The 16,240-nt window shown below is 38.0% G+C and carries 17 protein-coding genes, 4 tRNA genes and 4 pseudogenes; 6 read left to right on the top strand and 19 right to left on the bottom strand.

Going from position 1 to position 16,240, the window contains the following annotated elements:
* Positions 1–107 precede the first annotated feature (107 nt).
* Entirely contained in the window at positions 108–896 is a 789-nt protein-coding gene (locus tag BDE27_RS08775; RefSeq protein ID WP_099131269.1) for a PhzF family phenazine biosynthesis protein, read from the bottom strand.
* Positions 897–1,069: 173 nt separating this feature from the next.
* On the opposite strand from BDE27_RS08775, the gene BDE27_RS08770 reads away from it, so the two are divergent.
* From BDE27_RS08770 to BDE27_RS08760, 3 genes are all read left to right on the top strand, one after another.
* Entirely contained in the window at positions 1,070–1,462 is a 393-nt protein-coding gene (locus BDE27_RS08770; protein ID WP_099131268.1) for a hypothetical protein, read from the top strand.
* Between the two features lie 32 nt (positions 1,463–1,494).
* Positions 1,495–1,830, top strand: a complete 336-nt coding sequence (locus BDE27_RS08765; RefSeq protein WP_244208735.1) for a hypothetical protein — start codon at positions 1,495–1,497, stop codon at positions 1,828–1,830.
* A 183-nt stretch (positions 1,831–2,013) separates the two neighbouring features.
* The gene (locus tag BDE27_RS08760; RefSeq protein WP_099131267.1) at positions 2,014–2,475 is read left to right on the top strand and encodes a hypothetical protein; all 462 of its coding nucleotides are present in this window, start codon (positions 2,014–2,016) and stop codon (positions 2,473–2,475) included.
* Between the two features lie 178 nt (positions 2,476–2,653).
* On the opposite strand, the gene BDE27_RS08755 is transcribed toward BDE27_RS08760, so the two are convergent.
* The 3 genes from BDE27_RS08755 to BDE27_RS08745 all read right to left on the bottom strand — a co-directional run bounded on the left by BDE27_RS08755 (position 2,654) and on the right by BDE27_RS08745 (position 4,658).
* Positions 2,654–3,280, bottom strand: a complete 627-nt coding sequence (locus tag BDE27_RS08755) for a LysE family translocator (protein ID WP_167450567.1) — start codon at positions 3,278–3,280, stop codon at positions 2,654–2,656.
* A 102-nt stretch (positions 3,281–3,382) separates the two neighbouring features.
* Entirely contained in the window at positions 3,383–4,318 is a 936-nt protein-coding gene (locus BDE27_RS08750; protein ID WP_187652068.1) for a LysR family transcriptional regulator, read from the bottom strand.
* Positions 4,319–4,457: 139 nt separating this feature from the next.
* Positions 4,458–4,658, bottom strand: a complete 201-nt coding sequence (locus BDE27_RS08745) for a hypothetical protein (protein WP_370588251.1) — start codon at positions 4,656–4,658, stop codon at positions 4,458–4,460.
* On the opposite strand from BDE27_RS08745, the pseudogene BDE27_RS08740 reads away from it, so the two are divergent.
* Positions 4,648–4,980 (top strand): annotated as a pseudogene (locus BDE27_RS08740) (transposase); the annotation flags it as partial. The gene BDE27_RS08745 and the pseudogene BDE27_RS08740 sit on opposite strands and share 11 nt — an antisense overlap.
* A 12-nt stretch (positions 4,981–4,992) precedes the next feature.
* Here the strand turns inward: BDE27_RS08740 and BDE27_RS08735 are convergent.
* The 6 genes and pseudogenes from BDE27_RS08735 to BDE27_RS08710 form a co-directional block, all read right to left on the bottom strand.
* Positions 4,993–5,352 (bottom strand): annotated as a pseudogene (locus BDE27_RS08735) (POT-type proton-dependent oligopeptide transporter); the annotation flags it as partial.
* Between the two features lie 65 nt (positions 5,353–5,417).
* Positions 5,418–6,359, bottom strand: a complete 942-nt coding sequence (locus BDE27_RS08730; protein WP_099131262.1) for a Kdo(2)-lipid IV(A) acyltransferase — start codon at positions 6,357–6,359, stop codon at positions 5,418–5,420.
* Positions 6,360–6,527: 168 nt separating this feature from the next.
* Positions 6,528–6,665, bottom strand: a complete 138-nt coding sequence (locus BDE27_RS19420) for a hypothetical protein (RefSeq protein WP_167450565.1) — start codon at positions 6,663–6,665, stop codon at positions 6,528–6,530.
* Positions 6,666–6,866: 201 nt separating this feature from the next.
* Positions 6,867–7,211, bottom strand: a pseudogene (locus BDE27_RS08725) (hypothetical protein); the annotation flags it as partial.
* A 573-nt stretch (positions 7,212–7,784) separates the two neighbouring features.
* Complete coding sequence (locus BDE27_RS08715; protein WP_099131259.1) at positions 7,785–8,135, bottom strand: hypothetical protein; 351 nt, start codon at positions 8,133–8,135, stop codon at positions 7,785–7,787.
* 417 nt (positions 8,136–8,552) lie between these two features.
* Positions 8,553–9,179, bottom strand: a pseudogene (locus BDE27_RS08710) (phage portal protein); the annotation flags it as partial.
* A 464-nt stretch (positions 9,180–9,643) separates the two neighbouring features.
* On the opposite strand from BDE27_RS08710, the gene trhO reads away from it, so the two are divergent.
* Positions 9,644–10,702, top strand: coding sequence for an oxygen-dependent tRNA uridine(34) hydroxylase TrhO (trhO, locus tag BDE27_RS08705; protein WP_099131258.1), 1,059 nt, complete (start codon positions 9,644–9,646; stop codon positions 10,700–10,702).
* A gap of 127 nt (positions 10,703–10,829) precedes the next feature.
* On the opposite strand, the gene BDE27_RS08700 is transcribed toward trhO, so the two are convergent.
* From BDE27_RS08700 to BDE27_RS08685, 4 genes are all read right to left on the bottom strand, one after another.
* Complete coding sequence (locus BDE27_RS08700; RefSeq protein WP_099131257.1) at positions 10,830–11,423, bottom strand: response regulator transcription factor; 594 nt, start codon at positions 11,421–11,423, stop codon at positions 10,830–10,832.
* Between the two features lie 213 nt (positions 11,424–11,636).
* Complete coding sequence (bssS, locus tag BDE27_RS08695) at positions 11,637–11,891, bottom strand: biofilm formation regulator BssS (protein WP_099131256.1); 255 nt, start codon at positions 11,889–11,891, stop codon at positions 11,637–11,639.
* Between the two features lie 238 nt (positions 11,892–12,129).
* Entirely contained in the window at positions 12,130–13,182 is a 1,053-nt protein-coding gene (pyrC, locus tag BDE27_RS08690; protein ID WP_099131255.1) for a dihydroorotase, read from the bottom strand.
* Between the two features lie 229 nt (positions 13,183–13,411).
* A tRNA-Asn gene (locus BDE27_RS08685) sits at positions 13,412–13,487 on the bottom strand.
* A 180-nt stretch (positions 13,488–13,667) separates the two neighbouring features.
* Between BDE27_RS08685 and BDE27_RS08680 the strand changes: the two genes are divergently transcribed.
* Complete coding sequence (locus BDE27_RS08680; protein ID WP_244208734.1) at positions 13,668–14,027, top strand: hypothetical protein; 360 nt, start codon at positions 13,668–13,670, stop codon at positions 14,025–14,027.
* A 258-nt stretch (positions 14,028–14,285) separates the two neighbouring features.
* On the opposite strand, the gene BDE27_RS08675 is transcribed toward BDE27_RS08680, so the two are convergent.
* From BDE27_RS08675 to BDE27_RS08655, 5 genes are all read right to left on the bottom strand, one after another.
* Positions 14,286–14,361: transfer RNA gene (locus BDE27_RS08675), tRNA-Asn, on the bottom strand.
* Positions 14,352–14,663, bottom strand: coding sequence for a hypothetical protein (locus BDE27_RS08670; RefSeq protein ID WP_099131254.1), 312 nt, complete (start codon positions 14,661–14,663; stop codon positions 14,352–14,354). The genes BDE27_RS08675 and BDE27_RS08670 overlap by 10 nt, the downstream gene beginning before the upstream one ends.
* Positions 14,631–14,706, bottom strand: a tRNA-Asn gene (locus BDE27_RS08665). Before BDE27_RS08665 ends, BDE27_RS08670 begins: the two co-directional genes overlap by 33 nt.
* A 470-nt stretch (positions 14,707–15,176) precedes the next feature.
* Positions 15,177–15,252, bottom strand: a tRNA-Asn gene (locus tag BDE27_RS08660).
* Positions 15,253–15,392: 140 nt separating this feature from the next.
* Complete coding sequence (locus BDE27_RS08655; protein ID WP_099131253.1) at positions 15,393–15,902, bottom strand: YlaC family protein; 510 nt, start codon at positions 15,900–15,902, stop codon at positions 15,393–15,395.
* Positions 15,903–16,240 lie beyond the last annotated feature (338 nt).

Genomic DNA, 16,240 nt, shown 5'->3' with positions numbered 1-16,240 from the left:
CCGCTGACCATAGCTAGTTTATCCTTTAAATACCAATAGGGCTTTTTCTTGCAGATAACTTTTATCTATTGTGACTTTGTGCCAGTTTTTTTATCAAAAATAAGGAATTATATATTCTCAAGCAGTATCTCACCGTGTGAAAAGAGTCTTGCTTTACCCGTCAGGTAGATACGATCTCCATCTATTTGACATAACAACTCACCGCCTCGTTCTGATAATTGGCGGGCATGAAGCTCAGTTTTATTGAGCCGCTTTCCCCAGAAAGGGGCAAGAACACAATGGCTGGAGCCTGTAACAGGATCTTCATTGACACCTTTAGCTGGTGCAAAATAGCGAGAAACGAAATCAGCGAACGAATCACCGAGAGCGGTAATGGCAAGTCCTGGCAAGGGCAGGGCTGCAATCTTATTAAAATCGGGGTGGGTATTGATGATCTGTTCTACGGAATCTAAAACACAAATATAACGATCATGTGAAGCTAATACCGCGGAAACATTTTGTCCCAGGGCGTCTTGTATGACAGGGATGAGGTCATTTTCTTCATGACAATCGGCGACAGGGAAATCCAATGTAAAAACACCATCTTGATGAGAAACTCGGAGTTCACCGGAGCGGCTTTTGAATGTGAGTAACTTCTCTTGGATGTTGCGATGGGTTATGAGGACAAACGCGGTCGCCAACGTTGCATGTCCACATAAATCTACTTCGACTTTAGGTGTAAACCAGCGTAAGTGGTTTTCTACCAGAAAAGCGGTCTCTGGCAGGCCAATTTCAGCAGCGATAGAAATCAGCGTTTCATCTGTTGGCCATTTATCCAGTAAGACAACCGCAGCGGGATTGCCAGAAAACGATTTTTCCGTAAAGGCATCGACGTGATAAATAGGGTATGGATGCATCAGAATCTCACTTAATTTTTATAATGAAAAGTAAATCACAGAATGTTGAAACGACATTGATTTGTAAAGAGTTATTTTTTTGGTTGCAAAATGCACAGAAATTGTAGTGTTGACCTTAGGTGATAATGGTTATTAAATAATAATTTGTTGTTATAGTTTCATTAAGGAAGGATATGAAAATCAAAGGATCCCATTGCCTGTTTTTTATTTTGTCAGTGTGGTTTTTTCAAGCTCAGGCTTTGGATTTAAGCTACCAGGGCGATATACCCGTAGATAACAGGCTCTCAGGAGAATACCTGAAAAAGAGATTCAGCCTGGACAGTTCGGATTACGAAAATTGGAACATGGATAAACCGGCTAAAGCTATTACCTTAGCTGAGAAGGGGGAGAAGGAATTGAAAGAATATAATGAATATAATGGCAAATTTGAGAAAAAGAGCCTAAGACTTCCTCCTGATTGGTATGCGCAGAGCTTTAATGCTTATCCCGATATTCAACAGCATTACCTTCGCCAAGAGATGCAATTCTTCCGGATACAAGCTGAACGTTTTCAGGGTGCAAACTAAACGTCATTGTTATATTCCCATTAAGGAAAAATATGAAAATCAAAAGATCCCATTGCCTGTTTTTTATTTTGTCAGTGTGGTTTTCTCAAGCTCAGGCTTTGGATTTAAGCTACCAGGGCGATATACCTGCGGATAACAAACCCTCAGAAGAGTACCTGAAAAAAAGGGACAAATTGCACGATGGAAATTGGGACAGGGAGAAATTGGTTAAAGATAATGCCTTAGCCGAAAAGCAGGAAAATGAACAGAAAGAGTATAATAATCGATCTTCTGATTGGTATAGGTCGAACAGTTTTAGCTTTAAGGATTATCCCCCCAATCCGCAAGATTTAAAGCGAGATATAGAACGCTTCATGAAACAAAACTGAACGTATTCAGAGGGTAAACTAAACGTCATTGCTATAGGACAACAAATCAAAAGAGGCGTGAGGTTTTTATTAATTGAGCCAGCAGTTGTTAGCGAAGACTTAAACTTTCTCTGAAGCCGTGATGCACAATATGATAACGATTATTAATAATAATCATTTGTTATAGTTCTGATAAGGAAGAATATGAAAATCAAAGGATCTCATTGCCTATTTTTTATTTTGTCAGTGTGGTTTTCTCAAGCTCTGGCATTGGATTTAAGCTACCAAAGCGATATACCCGCGGATAACAAACCCTCAGAAGAGTACCTGAAAAAGAGGGACACACTGGATAGTGGGAATTGGAACACCGAAAAACTGGCTAAAGATAATGCCTTAGCCGAGAAGCGGGAGAATGAACAGAAAGAATATAATGATAAATTTAATAAGCATCACAATAGACTTGATAAAGAGAGCTGGAAGCTTTCTTATGACTGGAGTGAGCAACAGCCTAAATTTTCCCATAAGCCACAAGACGACATTATGCAGCATTTCAGAGAGCAGAATAAACGCCGTTGCTATAGGGAAACAAGGCAGAAATTAGAGAAAGAACAAGGGAATGGTTATTCCTATTCTGATATTGAAGATGCTTGTTATGCTTACTATTAATTGAGTTAACTGGCAGTTAACATAGGTTTACGCCAGTTTCATAAATGTAACAAAAGCTGTGAAATAGTGTGTAAGGATGCTGAAAATAGCGAAAGGATTCGCAAATTTAGCAGCAACCGACAGGGGATTACATTCGATCTTGTCAAACATGGTTTAAGAGCATGTGATATATTCTTGTTTAAAACTGGCTAATACATAAGTTAATGGCTAATGCCATAAATATCAAGCTAGTAACTCTATTAAGAGCAATCTGTATTGATGATTTACTGGATATTGCTTTATTTAAAAAACCGGATAAATAGGATATTAGAGTAAATACCATAAAAGCAATTACGACAAATATTAAACCTAGATATAATAATTGAAGAGATACTGGAGTAGCAATTGTATTGTCAGTAGTAAATTGAGGCAGAAAAGCTAAAAAGAAAATAATTACTTTTGGATTTGATAAATTCATAATCAAACCTTTTTTAATGAGTTTTTTTGTGTCATTAAAACTGTTGCTGTTGAGATGAATAGGCCTTGCCTTAAAGGCTCCCCAAGCCAGATAAATTAAATAAAACACACCCAATAGCCTGATAATTTCAAAGGCCATCGTATTAGCTTGTATTATTGCTGCAATGCCTAATGAAACTAAATAAGTATGTATTACTAATCCAATACATAATCCAATGGTAATTAATACTCCATGTTTGAATCCATTTATTGCAGACTGACTTAAAACTAAAAGATTATCAGGACCTGGCAAGAAGCATAGGAAGGTTGAAATACTGATAAATGTAACAAGTGTTTCTATAGAGAGCATATTTATTACCATTATAAAATTGAAAATAACAGATGTTACCATCTATATGAAAAAGTGCTGATTATATTAATGTAACAAGATCATATATAAAAGACGAAAAATCTACTTATAGGTATGAATTAATTTCATACCATGTTCGATAGTTCTTTCAAGATGAGCTTTGATCAGAGGAAAACAGATATCCCTAAACCATCTATGCTCTGGATCTTGGTGATGTTTCGCATGCCATAGCAAATAGTATTGTTGTGCTTTAATATCAATAGGTAAACGTCTTATTTGTAAATCATAGTTTTGAGCAAAATCAGCAGCAATATGCAGTGGTATGGTTAGCATGGTATCTGTTTTTAACAATAACTCAATGGCCGCCTGGAAGAAGGGAACTGTAGCGTAAATGTGGCGATTTAGGTTCATCTTTGCCAACATCTGATCGACAAAACTGTCTTTATCTCCGCCACCACTAATCAAAATATGCCGACCTTCTGTATAGTCGTTAATAGTCATATCGCTATCAGTTTTGGGATGTGTATTTCTAAATGCAACGGCAAGTTGATCTTCAGCCATCATTTTACCGTATAAATTATCAGGTATCGTATCGGCAATGGTTGCGACTAAATCAATATCTTGTTCAGCAAACTTATTCAAATTGTCTTTATGCCACAATTTATATTCAATACTCACGTTAGGAGCATCAACTTCAATGTTAGAAATTATAGATGGCAAGATGGCCTGGGCGACATAATCACTGGATGCTAAGGTGAATTTTCTCTTACAAAGATTTGGTTCCATTATCTCTGGTGCATAGAGGTTATCCAATTGTTGCATTAATGCCGGAAGCTTTTCTTTCAGTTTTTCACCTTTTGGGGTGAGAATAAATTGATTTGCCTCCCTCACAATAATTTTGTCATGAAAATCTTCACGCAGCTGATGTAATATTTTGCTCATTGCTGATTGTGTAACACCTAATTGCTTTGATGACTCAGTTAGGTTAAGTGTTTGCAATATTGATACTAAAGCTGGTAATAACTTGTAATTATTCAAGATGTGATTTCCATGGGATAAAATATTTAATGATTATAATAATTTTTTGCAACCAATGTGAATCCTGGACAAAATGCCACTAAATATCTCTGATTCGGGTATGGAATGTTAGTGGCGATTTAACTAAAGTTTAAGTTACTTAAGATTTTACTTCTGTCTCATGCAGTCTGCTCATCAAACGGTGGATAGGGATGATTAAAACAAGCAAAATAGCAGAGCAGATGACCAACGATAGTGATACGTTGGAAAATAGTTGAGGCAGGCTATCCAATTTATCTGCACGTACATTACCACCAATCAGGCCAGCAGCCAGATTACCTAAATGCGTTGGGTCGCTCACGCGGCGGTTATGGCACCAAAATCCACCTGGCCAAGCCGTGCTGGCAGATAAAGGTTATTCGGGAAAAAAACTCTGCGGTTACCTGCGCAAATTGAGAATAAAGGGCATTATTCCTTATAAAATCCATGAAAAAGGAAATAGTGATGGTTGTGTTCAATTTGATCAGCAGGCTTATTGTCACCGTAATGTTGTGGAACGCTGTTTTGGTTTTCTCAAAGGACATCGGCGTATCGCAACACGTTATGAAAAAACAGCACGAAACTACCTGGTTATGGTGAAATTAGGCTGTATTCGACTCTTTTATCGGAGATTATATAATTAAAGGACACCGCCTAGCAATTTCGACTGGATTAAATGGAATTACTCCCATCGCCACCAATGCAACAATTACACAGACAGCTATTAAAATTGTGCTGACCCATTTGCCAACATTCTTGCGTTTTATCATTGGCCGATCCCAACAGGAATCCAGCCCTGCATCTTTATCATAGCTACGCATTAATGGAATAGTATAAAAACGGAAAATCAGCAAGGCGAGTAGCATACCCAATCCACCAACGCCAAATCCCCAATGCCAGCCATAATCTTTCACTAACCAGCCAGTAATTAGCGTAGCGATGAAAGATCCCAAATTGATGCCCATATAAAACAGGGAGAAATCACCATCACGGCGAGGATCGTCTTTTTTAAGGAGATGTACTGAATTATTGAAGGAGGATATTGGCTGTTACTTAGGAAATAACAGCCAAATGATGTTTATCAGTGAATATTATCGTTGTCACCATACAAAGATGGCATACCTTTAGGGCGAGTTTTGAAACGGCGATGCAACCACATATATTGATCGGGTGCCTGCATAATTTCCTTTTCGATCACCTTATTCATGAATGTTGCTGCTTCTGTTTCATCTTGCAGAGGAAAATTTTCTACAGCGGGCTGAATAATTAACTCATAACCCTTTCCATTGGGTAACCTTCGCGGAGTAAAAGGGATCAGTGCAGGTTTGGCCAAACGGACGAGAATTGAGGTTCCAGTCGTGGTTGCAGCATGTTCAACAGCGAATAATGGGGCAAATACACTGCTACGTGGGCCATAATCGTGATCAGGAGCGTACCAAACAATTTCACCATTTTTTAAGCATCGGATCATGCCCTTAACATCTTTCCTATCCAGCATATATTTATTGGAACGGAGACGCCCCCAAGTTTGTAGCCAATCCATGACAGGATTGTCATTTGGACGATAAACACCAATACCTGGGTTCAGCATACCAAAAATACGTGCTCCCAATTCCAGTGTTAAAAAATGGATACCAATGACGATAATTCCTTGGCCTGTGGATTGTACTTGTTGGATATGTTCCCTTCCAGTGACTTTGAACCAACGCTTGATCCGCCAGTCAGGCCAAAACCAGGCCATTCCGGTCTCAAACACGCCCATGCCAACAGATTCGAAATTTCTGACTAGCCATTCTTGTCGTTTCTCTGCTGGCATATCAGGGAAACAAAGTGTCAGATTGCGCTCTGCAACTTTGGCTCGTTTTTTCAAGAAACGTAGTGAAAGTCGTCCAAGTCGGGTTCCCATCCAATAAATCGCTGGATAAGGTAGCAAAACCAGTAAATAAAGTATGCCAATACCCAACCAAGTCAGCCAGTGGCGGGGATGTAAAAGTGAACGACAAAAAGGGGGTGCTTGTATCATGTGTTTTCTGTATGTTATTTGTTATTTTGAATCGGTTTCGTCTGTCTGAATCATAGATGCCTAAGATAGGCTCTAAAAATCGTATTAGTGTATTGTGACACTTTTTAGTGGAATATCGAAATTTTGCGGCATTAAATATTGAATCTGGTGATAACTCATTTGCCTGATTCACTGTTTGGCAAGGTTTTGCTGCCTCAGACTATCGTAGTCATCATCCCACTGTATCGGCGTGATGGAAAAGCATAAATCACTATTCCTCCAACGACCATTTTCGTTATGATATCCAGCCATCAATGGAACGACCATTGAAGTTTTCATTTTTTAAGCGAAATTCAGGAAAGTACACCATGCCTGTCTTTTAAGGCTCCGTCCATGGAACCTTGCTTTATTTGATTGAAATAAAATCCCTTTAAATCAATTAAATAAAAAGTAATGCCAAGCAATTATAACAAACTGAAAAACATATTAGTGTGGACACTTTGAGGTCACTATAATTGCTTAAAATGTTTATACACCTATCCCCCCTTTCAGTGGATTAAGAGTGCTAGCAAACTGCATATAATCAGGCAACAGATGCGCATAAACCGTGGTTTGCTGAATACTGGCGTGACCAAGAATCTGCTGTAATGCAATGATATTTCCACCATTTATCACCTGTTCACTTTTTAACGTTGCAGCTTCCGACCATCTGGCACCTGTGCTTAAACAAAGCAATGCTACCAATTTGTAATCTCCTGATAACGCATTGAGTAACAGTTTGATTTCTTCATGAGCTAAAAAGGTCATTTCAGCCCGTTTTTCTTTCAGTGTTGGTAATCCTTTGATCGGGTTATCACCATTAAAGAATTCCAGTTAGCGGTAGAATGCCAGGAATAAACCCTGCCAGTGTCCGCCTAGAATGTCCCGGTCACGTCGATATGCCGTATTCATCACTCCATTATATAGCTGAGAGATTTATGTTGATATTAATATATCCTTAGTTGTAATATCAATCTGCTGGCTTTTACCTTGAGTAGATTGCTTTTATTAATGCTTGGCAATTAAAAAATGTCAATGAAATTAATGCTCGTAGAAACTTAAGCTAAAATTGAATTTAGTGTTTTCATCTTGAACTATAGTAATAGTTCTACTTTGAAGAAAAAATCCAAAATTTGGTTCTTGTATTTCGTTTGAAAAATATTCCAATTGTAATGTATTTAGAGAGTCTTTAAATATTATACCAGTTATCGTAGGAATCTCCGAAAAATGTGAAAAATCAAAAAGCGCACTGCTCTTAGATTTTATACGGTTTGTTATGATTGGATACTGACTGTATATAGATACGTTAAAATCGAAGTCAGTCAGGTTAATTACTATCCTAGTATTATAAAGAATGCCACCCATTTCATAACTCCTTTAGTGATATTAAGCAATATTATATTATGACTAAATCATCGGAATGATAGAAACCGGAAAACAGTTTTTATACGTAGGGTACGTATCTTTATTACAGATGAACCAATAATTAAGAACAAACTTTTCATGTTTTAAAAGACTGGTTACTTCCGACTCTTGTCCCATAGATTTTAAAATCATACTAAAGCCAATATGGTACATATGTATAGAATATTCCAGTTTCATTATATAAGTTCCTGGTACAGATAAAGTTAGTGTTTCTTTAGAATGGATTAATTGACTAACCTTTGCAGGAAGATGAGGCGTTCCCTGATGGTTTCCCTCAAGCGTTATGAACATAGGCACGTCTGAGTTGTTATAAAATGTCTTTATAATGCTCATGATGTTTTCCTTAATAATAGAAGAGAAGAGGATTTATATTATTAAAAATACGTCACGGGATATATTTCATAAAATAACACCCTGTTTTTTTTGTATTTATCAAGCAATGGAGTAATTATTTTAATATTAAATGAATGAGTTAATTATGGTAGTTGTATTTTAAGTATCCATATATAATGATTGCAATCAAATTTATTAGCTTTTATCTCTTTTTAATTAAATAAAGAAGTAATGCGCGTAATGAATTTTAATAATGCTATCATCATACAATTTTTTAAATTTCCCGTTTTCTTGGTTTTTCAATTTATCGAAAATGTCATTAATGAGTTATCTGCATAAAACATTCTACTTTGCGCATTTTCATTCAGGCAAAAGAAGACCGCCTCGCCGACGGTCGTATCATCAACGTGATGTGGGTTAGTCGTTTTTGTCCGTCTCCAGGGAATAGCGTCCAAACCGGAGCACCTCTTCCCCGAGCCAGTCATTCAACTGTTTCATCTTGCTTTGCAGTGGCAGTAATTCGTTGCGCACAAACACCTTAGCCGCTTTCTCCACGTCACCGAACCCACCGGTATTCTGCGGGATAATCCCCATTAACGGAGGGAGGTATACGGTGCGCCGCCAACATGTCATCACGGCTCACATTCTTGATATTCAAAAATTCATCTTTCGCCGCGGCTTCGGACAATGGGATAGTTTGAATGCCGCCTTTCTTGCCGCCGGGGGCATACAAAAACAGATTGCGAAAGTTGCATAGAGAATGTACCCCGCGTGCGAACCATTGAGATAATACTTACGACGGAAAAGTGTCGAAGCTTCATTAAGCAGAATGGACGGAATAGCCGCCAGATATTCCGGCAGGCCGTACAGTTCCTGATTAATATCCGGCTCTCTTAAATGAAACAAATGACCCGTCTTAAATTCAAACGGCTTAGTCTCATAGCCATATTGCACAAACCAATAGGTATTAAGATCAACACCACGGCGAGTGAACTTAGCCGGCGAGTGTTTCAATGTCAGCGGTTGACCTAACATACCCTGTCTTCATTCATCGTAAGCGTAACAATATCTCCACTATCACTAATCGAGAGTGGTTGCCACATTTTCATTGATTTTTGCAAAACAGAGAGATGTGTTGATTGTGCAAAAACACCCAATGAGGTCAGCAAAAGTAGTGTACAGAGATATTTTTTTTATTAAGATAATCTTGGATTTTCATAAGCATATATATGGAAAAATATTGCATACAACAAACGATAATCAAGTTTTATACTGTATGGATGTGAAATCAGTCTGATAATTTAGAAGAATTCCTGTTCAACCATTATGGTAGATTGATAGATTTCGATCACAGGAAAAAGTAATATTGTAGAAAATAAAAAACCCCTAGTATGATACAGGGGGTTTCTAGTTAAAATTGTCGATCATGGTCTAGTGTGGACACTCTGTGGACACAGAAAGACATAAATTTATAAATATCAATAGATTAAAAAGGTATTTTGAACACCATGCCAGTGTTACATAACCGTATTTCTAACAAAGAGCTGAAAGAGCGCATGTTGGCTGAAATTGAGCCGCGCACTACTATCTCTTTTTATAAGTATTTCACCATTTCCGCACCACAGACTTTTCGCGATAGCCTGTATCAAAAGTTTACCGAGTTATCTGTCTTTGGGCGGGTTTATATCGCCAAAGAAGGTATCAATGCACAAATTAGTGTGCCTTCCAAGAATGTCGATGCGTTGAAGGTATTATTGGATGAGACCGATCCGGCACTATATAATCTGCGCCTTAACATTGCGTTAGAAGATGATGGTAAATCATTCTGGGTATTGCGCATGAAAGTGCGTGAGCGCATTGTTGCAGATGGCATTGAAGATGAAACTTTTGATTCATCTAAAACAGGCGAATATCTGAAGGCGGAGCAGGTTAACCAAATGTTGGATGATCCTGATACTGTCTTTGTCGACATGCGTAACCACTACGAATATGAAGTTGGGCATTTCGAAAACGCGATTGAAGTTCCATCAGATACGTTTCGTGAACAGCTGCCAATGGCTGTAGAAATGCTGAAGGATAATAAAGATAAAAATATTGTTATGTACTGTACTGGCGGAATTCGTTGCGAAAAAGCAAGTGCTTATATGTTGCATAATGGCTTTAGCAAAGTTTACCACGTAGAAGGTGGCATTATTGAGTATGCCCGCAAAGCGAAAGAACAAGAATTACCAGTTCGTTTTGTTGGTAAGAACTTTGTCTTTGATGAGCGTATGGGGGAGCGTATTAGTGAAGATGTTATTGCTCACTGTCACCAATGCGGAGCGACGTGTGATAGCCATACCAATTGTAAGAACGATGGTTGCCATTTGTTATTTATCCAGTGCCCATCTTGTGCAGCGCGTTTCGAAGGCTGTTGCAGCGATGCTTGCTGTGAAGAGATGAAACTGCCAGAGGAAGAACAGCGTGCCCGTCGTGCAGGAAGAGAGAATGGGGCTAAGATTTTTAATAAGTCCCGCTATCGATTAAATGATGGTTTGAATATTACATCACTGCAATCTATTAAATAGTAGTGCTTTAAGTAGTATTCGTTCCCATCTTTCAAATTGTAGCTTTATTCTCTGTGCTTACTTATCCCATTCACATAATTTGTTATGTGAATGGGAATTTTATACTAAAATAGGTTATTCAAAAGGCTTAACAAAAATATTTAAAGATATTGTAAATAAAGAATAACTCTATTTTGTTAGATACCCCTATTTTTTCTATAATATGCCTCTTATGCGAATAAACTGTACTATTGCTAATTTTTAAAGTTTTGGCAATTTTATGGGTATCCATTTCTAACATCCAATAATAGATGATACGATTTTCCTGATGACTAAAAATGGAACTATATGCACTAAAATTAGAGAAATAACATTGAATATCATATGATGCTATTTCTTTTAGGCGTTCAAGTAATATCGTTAGATCTTTTTTTGGTAATATAAAATCTTTATTTGTCAACTGGATAGGTGTTTCCTTGGTGGGGTATGTTTTGTCTACATAAATATAGTTACGAGTACCATAAACTGAAGAAATTAATAACTCCAGTTGTTCACAATATTCACTGTAGTAACCATAACTAGTCAAATTCGCCAAAATAACATCTGGAGAGAAGACAGGCAAAATATTTATGGCATCCCGTATTGATACAGCGCCTAAAGAGAGGATGTCTGTATTTTCTTTTAGGGATTCAATAATTCCCAGACGTGTGTAATAGCATTCATCAATGACTAATAGTTTCATCACTTGAACATCCTTGTTCTACTATGGTTATATTTAAATAATCAGCTTAATAACTAAGCATTAGGTGGGTGAACATGGATGTATAATACAATATTATGAAGGATAATAAACCATATGGATAATTTTATTGGTTGATATGTGTTCAATTGTTTGTTTGGGACACTCAATATATTGAGTGTCCGAATGTGTTGGAGGTGTTAAACCTAGTTATTGTTAATGTTTAATATGATCAAGTTGGCTGTATTCTGAGGATTCTATTTTTTCAATCCCGGCTTGTAAAATGAGGATAAGCTGTTTGGCTACGCCTGTTGTTAACCATAACGTTTTGTCAACACTGACATTTTCTGTTGTTTGATCTTGGGTGGATGAGTAATGAAGGCGTATCATCATGGCGTCATAGGCATCGACAATGCTGATATCCCAGCCTACAACAGGATGTGTTTGAATTATTTCATTTTCTTTTCCCATATAACCTCCTAATCAGACTACAGAATCATTATTGATATAATTGACTAAGAGCAGAAGGCCTCGTCTAAGATAAGCCTTTAGCAGTATAAACCTTTTTAGCAATCTAAGAAGTGAAAAAAGCAGGATTTTTTGCATCAGAACTGACTGAGAAGAACCGTTATGGGTTATTTCTGCTTTTTATCAGGTCGGGATTGTGCGGAAATAAAAAACAATTTCCGCACGAAGGAGCGTGCTAAAGTTACTCACATACCCTTACGTCCCATCCTGCATCTTCCCCTGCAAGGAATGGAATTAACTTTTCGTCACCACACTCGATGTATTCAACAACGGGAGTTGGTTTGCGGGTGAGTTCGATAAGGCCATCATTAACCGGCAAACCGTAAAATGCAGGGCCATTCAGGGAGCAGAAGGACTCGAAATATTCCATTGCCCCCATTTCTTCAAAAACAGTGGCATAGGCTGCCAGGGCGGTTGGAGCATTGAAAACGCCTGCACAGCCACAAGAAGATTCTTTGCGGTGCCGTACATGAGGAGCGGAATCCGTGCCTAAGAAAAAACGGTTACAACCACTGGCAACTGCTGACCGGAGGGCTTCTTGATGAATATTGCGTTTTAGTACAGGCAAGCAGTAAAGGTGGGGACGAATACCACCAACCAGCATATGGTTGCGATTGAACATTAAGTGCTGTGGTGTCAATGTTGCGCCTAATTTATCGTTGCCTTCTAAAACATATTCTGCGGCTTCTTTGGTTGTAATATGCTCGAAAACCATTTTTAATTCAGGAAATTGCTGGTGCAATGGTTCCATTACCTGTTCGATAAAGCGCGCTTCACGGTCAAAAATATCAATATGAGAAGCGGTAACTTCCCCGTGGATCAGCAATGGCATCCCTATTTTTTCCATGGTCTCCAATAATGGGTAGATTTTTTTGATATCGGAAACACCGTGGCTAGAATTTGTTGTTGCGTTGGCAGGGTAAAGTTTGCAAGCGGTAAAGATGCCTTCTTTATAGCCAATCTCAATTTGATTGCTGGTTGTTGAATCTGTCAGATAACAAGTCATAAGAGGTTGGAAATGATGATCTGACGGTGTAGCTGCAATTATTCTCTCTTTGTAGGCTTTGGCGCTGGCAACATCTGTCACTGGAGGGACGAGGTTGGGCATGACGATAGCTCGGCCAAAAAAACGGCTGGTATGGGGAACAATGGTTTTTAGCATATCACCATCACGAAAATGGACATGCCAGTCGTCAGGGCGGCGGATTTTAATTGTATATGATTCAGTGGTCATGGAACCGGCTCCAGAATATAAGTGAAAAATGATGGATGCTGATTCAGCAATCCTTAAGCCGGAGGAGAATGATAAAGTGAAAATAGCCAAATAGCTATTATTGAATGATAATATTCTCTAAATTTTGAAAAATTAGAATGTTAAGCTTATCCGGGTGAGGGTACGTAGAGGAAATTATCGTATCAAAAAAGGAAAAAATAGAAGTAACAACACGAGGGTGAATTGAATTTGGCTCCTCCAGCTGGACTCGAACCAGCGACATACGGATTAACAGTCCGCCGTTCTACCGACTGAACTATGGAGGAACTCCTTCAAGACGGGGCGAATATTAACGGCATTTTTTGCGGTTGTCAAAGCAGAAAATAGTAATAACTGTTTTATTGCTGAGAATCTGTACGTTGTGTGTGTTTTTTGACTAAAATTGACTGGTGATAGTATCGGGGAGCAGAAGTAGGATTTCGCCACCCAAAACCCACATTCCTTCTTTGCTGAGCATTGCCCGAACGTGTTATGACCATTTAGCTGGCGAAATAGCTGTAGAAATTTATGATTTTATGGTTGGTGAAGGCTGGTTTGATGCTGATGGAATATCAATAACCTTGGAAGGCCGAAAACAATCCCAGCAGTTAGGAATTGTGCTTGATCCAAAAACAAAGCGCAAAGAATGCTGTGCCTGTCTTGACTGGAGTGAGCGACGATTTCATCTTGGTGGTGACGCTGGTGCAGCTTTTTTTATTCATTGCGAACAAAAAGGCTGGTTAACTAGAACTTCGGGATTTAGAGAAGTTAACATAACTTCCGGTGGAAAACTGGCTTTTAAAAAATTGTTCAATGTAAGTGTATAGTCCGTTAAGTACGCCTTTTTCAGAAAACGAAACGGTCAGATTTTATATCTGTCCTTACATTGCATGGTAAAGGATTTCAAACACTTTCGTTTTGACAGAGGAAAGTGCAGTAATTGCTTTTACGTTGTTCCTTTCCGGTGGAAATTTACCAACAAAGTGGTGTGACTTTGAGTGGTTTTTAGTGAACGAGGGAATAGGGATAACTAGTTGATAAAAACGCAGAAAGCAGACCTTAATTAATGTCTGCTTTCTTTAAGTTGGCTCCTCCAACTGGACTCGAACCAGTGACATACGGATTAACAGTCCGCCGTTCTACCGACTGAACTATGGAGGAACTCCGTTTAATTGGCCCGAATGATAACGGCATTTTTCACGTTTGTCAAAGCAGAAAATAACAATAAGTGTTTGATTGCTCGTAATATGTGCTTGTTGGGTTGTTTTTGATCTTTTTGTGTTTTTAGCATAGGCAATCACGTCGGCAAGGCTATTTGAAATAGAGAAGAAACGGGAAATAAAGAGATGGAGATAAAAGGGGATGGATAACAATTGGTACCCAAAAGAAAAAATCCCGACCAGCAAAGCTAATCGGGATTTCCAAAAATCTGGCTCCTCCAGCTGGACTCGAACCAGCGACATACGGATTAACAGTCCGCCGTTCTACCGACTGAACTATGGAGGAATTGAGTTGTTCCTGAGAACGGAGCGAATAATACAGTGAATGGTTTTATGTTGTAAAGTAAAAAAATTAAAAATAAAATTAATTGATTTGTTTTTCGCCTAAATGGCTTTTTTTGCTATTTTTTGCTTAAAAAATATCTAATAATTTGAGATTTTATTGATTTTGTAATCTTTATTGTCTTTTGTTTATCTTGGAAAAACGCAACTTATTTTATATTCGTCGTTTTTATCTCTGTTTTTATTGAATTCTAAGTAGAAAATACAAGATATTACAAAGTAGATATGTGCAGGATTGGTTTTTAATAGATTCTGGCAACAAGTGCAGAACACGTTGATCTTAGTAATGGGAAATAAAAAATCAGGATGAAAAAAAACGGCTTCCCAATTGGGAGGCCGCTTAAAAAGGCTTAGGCTAAGTTACCTTTCTCAACCTTAACATCACGCTAACTTATCTAGCGAAATATTTGAATTTGGCTCCTCCAGCTGGACTCGAACCAGCGACATACGGATTAACAGTCCGCCGTTCTACCGACTGAACTATGGAGGAATCGGGTTGTTCCCGAGAACGGGGCGAATATTAGCGATGAACTGGAATAGTGTCAACGCAAAAATTCTTTTTTCTTACTGTTTGCTCATAATGCGATCTTCTTGGTTTATCATTGTACTATTCTATTGAATCTATTAGATTTATGCACTTTTATTAACCATGTTAATAGATTGAGCATAGGGTGATTGTTCCGAACAAGCGAGCATAAACACATCATAAAAACAAACCCCCTGTTTCTTCTGCATGATATGCTTGATGTCATCTTTGATTATATTTGGTACTTGAGGATGAGTAAGTATCTTATTGATCGCTTTCTCAGAAACTTGCTCGTTGACAAACCATTCACCGTTATAGCATACCCGTAAATCAAGTACGTCAATATCTTCAAAATGATAGACTGGCTTGATGTCAAATAGCAGAACGCCTGCCATAGCAATAAAGGCTAGAGTAAATGCAAAAAGAGACCAGATGCCAAAATAGGGTGCGTACCACATGAGCATAGCAAGAAAAGCATAGGCAATGACCATCGCCAAACACAAGTAGGGATGATGACGAATAAAAATGCTGTTGAAATGTACTTTACCATCACGATGCTCTTTAAGATTGATCCGCTCAAGATCCTGAATCAATATCTGTTTTATGATTTTCATAATACTAACTCACTCATTTGTAGAAATTGTGTCGTAAAAAATGCTGTAAAAATCGTGATCGAATTGAAAGTTATGGCATTTTCAAGGTTAGCATGTCCTGAACCTATATCTGTATAGCAATTGCTTTAATTTATTTGGCAAATTGTTATTGTTGGCAAGCAATATCTTGTATTTTTCTTGCTAAGAAAAAGTTGAATAAATCAAATAAAATTATAAAAAAACCTGTTTATTATGTTATTCTGTTCTAATATTGAGCGTCTGAGTTTTTTTTAAAACGATAATACATAAAAAGGTTGATATTCGTGTGCGGTCATGCGTTAATGCGTTTGGCCTGATTA

Source organism: Xenorhabdus ehlersii, assembly GCF_003610465.1.
Lineage (GTDB): Bacteria > Pseudomonadota > Gammaproteobacteria > Enterobacterales > Enterobacteriaceae > Xenorhabdus > Xenorhabdus ehlersii.
The sequence above is the reverse complement of the archived record's forward strand: the minus strand, read 5'-3'. Positions and strand labels throughout refer to the sequence as shown.

Coding starts and splice junctions, on each gene's coding strand:
- BDE27_RS08775 (WP_099131269.1), bottom strand. CDS start 896: ATGCATCCATACCCTATTTATCACGTCGATGCCTTTACGGAAAAATCG.
- BDE27_RS08770 (WP_099131268.1), top strand. CDS start 1,070: ATGAAAATCAAAGGATCCCATTGCCTGTTTTTTATTTTGTCAGTGTGG.
- BDE27_RS08765 (WP_244208735.1), top strand. CDS start 1,495: ATGAAAATCAAAAGATCCCATTGCCTGTTTTTTATTTTGTCAGTGTGG.
- BDE27_RS08760 (WP_099131267.1), top strand. CDS start 2,014: ATGAAAATCAAAGGATCTCATTGCCTATTTTTTATTTTGTCAGTGTGG.
- BDE27_RS08755 (WP_167450567.1), bottom strand. CDS start 3,280: ATGCTCTCTATAGAAACACTTGTTACATTTATCAGTATTTCAACCTTC.
- BDE27_RS08730 (WP_099131262.1), bottom strand. CDS start 6,359: ATGATACAAGCACCCCCTTTTTGTCGTTCACTTTTACATCCCCGCCAC.
- BDE27_RS19420 (WP_167450565.1), bottom strand. CDS start 6,665: ATGGTCGTTCCATTGATGGCTGGATATCATAACGAAAATGGTCGTTGG.
- BDE27_RS08715 (WP_099131259.1), bottom strand. CDS start 8,135: ATGAGCATTATAAAGACATTTTATAACAACTCAGACGTGCCTATGTTC.
- trhO (WP_099131258.1), top strand. CDS start 9,644: ATGCCAGTGTTACATAACCGTATTTCTAACAAAGAGCTGAAAGAGCGC.
- BDE27_RS08700 (WP_099131257.1), bottom strand. CDS start 11,423: ATGAAACTATTAGTCATTGATGAATGCTATTACACACGTCTGGGAATT.
- bssS (WP_099131256.1), bottom strand. CDS start 11,891: ATGGGAAAAGAAAATGAAATAATTCAAACACATCCTGTTGTAGGCTGG.
- pyrC (WP_099131255.1), bottom strand. CDS start 13,182: ATGACCACTGAATCATATACAATTAAAATCCGCCGCCCTGACGACTGG.
- BDE27_RS08670 (WP_099131254.1), bottom strand. CDS start 14,663: ATGTCGCTGGTTCGAGTCCAGCTGGAGGAGCCAGATTTTTGGAAATCC.
- BDE27_RS08655 (WP_099131253.1), bottom strand. CDS start 15,902: ATGAAAATCATAAAACAGATATTGATTCAGGATCTTGAGCGGATCAAT.